The sequence below is a fragment of the Gemella bergeri ATCC 700627 genome (assembly GCF_000469465.1).
GTDB lineage: Bacteria > Bacillota > Bacilli > Staphylococcales > Gemellaceae > Gemella > Gemella bergeri.
On sequence record NZ_KI271845.1, the window covers coordinates 1 to 4979 of the forward strand.

General features: G+C 31.0%; 2 protein-coding genes and 1 other annotated feature. Of the genes, one reads left to right on the plus strand and one right to left on the minus strand.

The annotated features are described in order from the left end of the window. Positions 1-209 precede the first annotated feature (209 nt). Positions 210-2855, minus strand: a complete 2646-nt coding sequence (locus tag HMPREF1983_RS04410) for a valine--tRNA ligase (protein ID WP_211225814.1) — start codon at positions 2853-2855, stop codon at positions 210-212. 60 nt (positions 2856-2915) lie between these two features. Continuing rightward, positions 2916-3133: a binding site (T-box leader), on the minus strand. Positions 3134-3415: 282 nt separating this feature from the next. Between HMPREF1983_RS04410 and HMPREF1983_RS04415 the strand changes: the two genes are divergently transcribed. Further along, a complete protein-coding gene (locus HMPREF1983_RS04415) occupies positions 3416-4717 on the plus strand; it encodes a cytidine deaminase (RefSeq protein WP_021753101.1) in 1302 nt (433 codons plus the stop codon). Positions 4718-4979: the final 262 nt, after the last annotated feature.

Consider the following 4979-nt stretch of genomic DNA (forward strand, 5'->3'; position numbering starts at 1 on the left):
AAATTTTTTTAAGTTTTATAAATAAATACAATCAATAATTATTTTGTATTAGTGTGAATAATTATTCACTTTTTCTTAGTTTTTCAACTTCTATACAAATATATTTTTTAAAATTAAAATTTAAGAAATTTTATATATTCTATGTAAATATAAATTCAAAATAAAAAAGAAATGAGTTTATAAGCTCACTTCTTCATTAATCATTTATATTATAAATTGTCCAAAGACTTAAGACGCTCTTTTACACTATCATACTGCTCTTGATATAATACTCGTTTTTCTTTTTCTTTTTCTACTACCGTTTCCGGAGCAGAACCGACAAATTTCTCATTTGATAGCTTTTTATTAACACGCTCCAATTCTTTAGCTAATTTTTCCAATTCTTTGTTTAGACGTTCTTTTTCTTTATCAATATCAATTAAATCACTTAGTGACACATAAATTTCGGCACCTGATAAAATTCTGCTAATATCCGTTTCACTTACGGCTATATCTTTTTCCACAATAAGCTCACTAGGACGAGCAAATTTTTCCAGATAAGCACTTCCATTTAATAATACATTTTTTACGCTATCATGAGTGTATTTTATTTTAATCGGAATTTCTCGTGACATTGGAGCATTTACTTCACTACGGATATTACGTACAGCAATTATAACTTCTTGAATAAATTGCATATCTTCAGTTTCTCGCTCGAATACCAGTTCAGGGTTAACTTCAACAAATTCTGATGTTACTATACTATCACCGATATGAGGAATATGTTGCCAAATTTCTTCCGTTACGAACGGCATAAATGGATGTAACATTTTTAGTGATGCATCAAGTACATAAACTAATACTGATTTAGTTGTTTTCTTAGCTTTTTCATCTTCTCCATTTAATGAGATTTTTGCAATTTCGATGTACCATGAACAAAATTCTTCCCATACAAAATTATAAAGAATACGTGATGCTTCTCCAAATTCATAACGTTCAAATAATCGTTCAAAATCTTCTATCGTTTTCGCTAATTTAGTTAAGATATATTTATCCGCTAATGTTTTTTCTCCACTTAAATCAATATCTTCGTATTTGAAATCTTCTAAGTTCATAATGACAAAACGAGAGGCATTCCAAATTTTATTGATATAATTCCAACTTGCTTCTATTTTTTCTGTTGAATAGCGAAGATCTTGTCCCGGTGTTGAATTAGTGGCTAAGAAATAACGTAAACTGTCAGCTCCGTACTCTGCTATAACCTCCATAGGATCTACCCCATTGCCAAGCGATTTACTCATCTTACGACCCTGTTCATCCCGAACCAAACCATGAATTAAACAATCTTCAAACGGACGTACTCCGGTAAACTCTAACCCTTGAAATACCATACGCGCCACCCAGAAGAATATAATATCATATCCGGTTACTAAACAACTGTTTGGATAATAACGTTTAAAATCTTCACTCTCTAAATCAGGCCACCCTAGTGTAGAAAATGGGAATAATGCTGACGAATACCACGTATCAAGTACATCTTCATCTTGAACATAATTTTCAATATCTTGTGGTGGATTAACATCAACATATATCTCACCGGTTTTCTTATGATACCATGCCGGAATACGATGCCCCCACCATAATTGACGAGAAATACACCAATCCTGAATATTTTCCATCCAAGTATTTAATGTATGAGCAAAACGTGGTGGATAAAAATTTACTTTTTCTTTATCATTTTTTTGATTTTCTAGCACTTTTTCAGCCAATGGTTTCATATCAACAAACCATTGTTTTGACAGATAAGGTTCTACTACTGCACCGCTACGTTCAGAATGACCAACAGAATGTAGATGTTTTTCTATTTTGAAACATACACCGGATTCTTTTAAATCTGCAACTAATGCTTTACGACATTCAAAGCGATCCATTCCAACATATTTATCAGCGTATTCGTTCATTACAGCACCTTCATCCATAACGATAATTCTTTCTAAATTATGACGTTCTCCTACTTCAAAATCATTAGGATCATGTGCCGGAGTAATTTTTACAACCCCACTCCCGAAATCTTTTTCTACATATTTATCGGCAATTACAGGAATTTCCTTATTTGTTACCGGTAGTAATACTGTTTTTCCAATATATTTTTTATATCTCTCATCTTCCGGATGAACTGCAACTGCCACATCTCCAAATAATGTTTCCGGACGTGTTGTTGCTACTTCTAAATATTCTCCGCTATTATCCGCTAAAAAATATTTTAAGTGATAAAATGCACCTTCTACATCTTTATGAATTACCTCTATGTTTGACAATGCTGTACGTTGTACAGGATCCCAGTTAATAATTTTTTCACCACGATAAATAGTTCCATTATTATAGTGATCAACAAAAATTTTTGTAACAGCTTTGTTCAATCCCTCATCAAGAGTAAATCTTTCTCTTGTATAATCAAGACCCAGTCCCAATTTTGCCCACTGTTCACGGATATAACCCGCATATTCTTCTTTCCATTCCCAAGCACGTTCTAAAAATTTTTCTCTTCCTAAATCATAACGTGAAATTCCCTCTTCTCGCATTTTTGCTTCTACTTTCGCCTGAGTTGAAATACCCGCATGATCCATTCCCGGCAAATACAATACATCATATCCTTTTAGACGTTTAAAACGTGTTAACATATCCTGCAATGTTGTATCCCATGCGTGACCAATATGTAACTTACCTGTTACATTTGGTGGTGGAATAACAATTGTATAAGGATTTTTCTTACTTTTATTATCTGCTTTAAATACTTCTTTTTCTAACCACCAGTTGTAGCGATTATTCTCTACTTCTGTTGGATTATATTTTGTTGACATTTCAGTCATATCTATATCCTCCTATACTGTTGTTTCAATTATACTTAAGTAAAAAAAATAACCTTCTTCCTTAATGACAAGGACGAAAGTTTCCGTGGTACCACCTTTATTCTAAATAATTTAGCACTTATTAAAGATTAACGCTCTTTCCACGTTTAAAGCTACCTATCATTCACTTTAAATGCTCACCGTCTACTTCAAAGTCTTGCCTAGGAGAAATCTCTCAACCACTGATTTCTTTTCTGTATCCTACGGTACGCAAGAACTTTTACTTATCGGCTCATCGCATATATTTTATAATTAAAATACGTACTTTATGATACCATATCTGAAATAATAATTCAAGCAATATAGAAATAATTATTTTAATTTTTCATTAATTTTTTTGATAGTATATCATAAAATGAAATTAACTACTTAATAAAACGGAAGATTATAATTAAACATTTATTATTATTTTATCTATACAATTTTAAAATTTATCTTTATTTTAAACTATCTATTATGTTATAATCATATTACACTACTACGAAAGGAATAAAGATCAAAAAACAATAATCTTTATAATTTGATATATGATAAAATTAATAGCCTGTGATATGGACGGAACCTTACTAAATCTTGAACATATTATTCCTAAAAAAAATGTTGAACTTATAAAAATTGCTCAACAAAATAATATAAAATTTGTTGTTGCAACCGGAAGACCATATTACGAAGCACTACCGGCACTAAAATTAGAAAATATAAAATGCGATATAATAAGTTTTAACGGGGGTATAATTTATGATAGCACAGGAAATATATTAGATATTATTCCTATCTCACTAAAAGATTTATACTATACTGTTGAAATTTTTAAAACTTTGGATATAAAATACCAATTATATACAAAAAATACAGTATTCACAGAAAATTTAGAAACCGATATTCAAGCATATGTAGACCTTATCCGTGCGAACGGTCAAGAACCAAATATTGAACACCTACGTAAAGATGCTTTCAAACGTGTTAAAAACGGTTATCTTACAGAAGTAGAAAATATAGAATTCTATTTTAATCAACCAAATAATCCCCCAATAAAAGTAATTGGATTAGATGCTGATCCAGAAAAATTAAAAAAAGCACAACAACTTTTAATGACTAATGAAAATCTTGCAGTAACTTCATCTGGAATTAATAATTTAGAAATTATGGATAAAAATGCTACAAAAGGTAAGGCACTAAGAAAAATTTCCGATAAATACAATATCTCACTAAAAGATATAATTTCAATAGGAGATAATCTAAATGATCTTTCTATGTTGGAAATATCAAATATCAGTGTTGCTATGATAAACGGCATGGACGAGTTAAAAAATATTTCCACCTATGTTACTACCAAAGATAATACTGAAGCAGGTGTTGCAGAAACTATTTTTCCCATACTGGAAAAGGAGAATAATATATTAAATGAGGATAATATAAATAAATTATTAATGAAAGAGGCTATAAAAGCTGCCGACTACGCTTATGTTCCATATTCCAACTTTAGAGTTGGTGCTGCAATATTAGCAGATAATGGTGTTATTTATACCGGTTGTAATATAGAAAATGCCAGTTATTCACCTACAAACTGTGCTGAAAGAACAGCAATATTTAAAGCTGTCAGCGAAGGTGTGCGTAATTTTAAAAAAATTGCTATTGTCGGCGGAAAAAAAGATGGCGACTTAAATCCTTACTGTCCCCCATGCGGTGTTTGTCGTCAAGTCATTGCGGAATTTGCAGAAAAAGACTTCAAAATGTTGCTAGGTGATTCTCCGGATAACTACACTGTTTATAATTTTTTCGAAGAAGTATTACCACTTAGTTTTACATCAAAGGATTTAAAACAATAATATTTAACTATTCAAACACATTTATCAATGTATATTCAAGCATATCCAAAAATATACTAATGTACTGACCCTAAAAAATTAGACAGAAAAAATCTGATTTTTAGGATCAGTACATTTTTTCTCCTGCTCCATATTTGACACATAGCTAATTTGAAATTCGCAATTTCTTCCATTAGTTCTACATTTCATTTCGAAGACTTAAAAAAAGATGCAGCTATCGCTACACCTAAAATGACCCGTACGGGACTCGAACCCGTGTTAC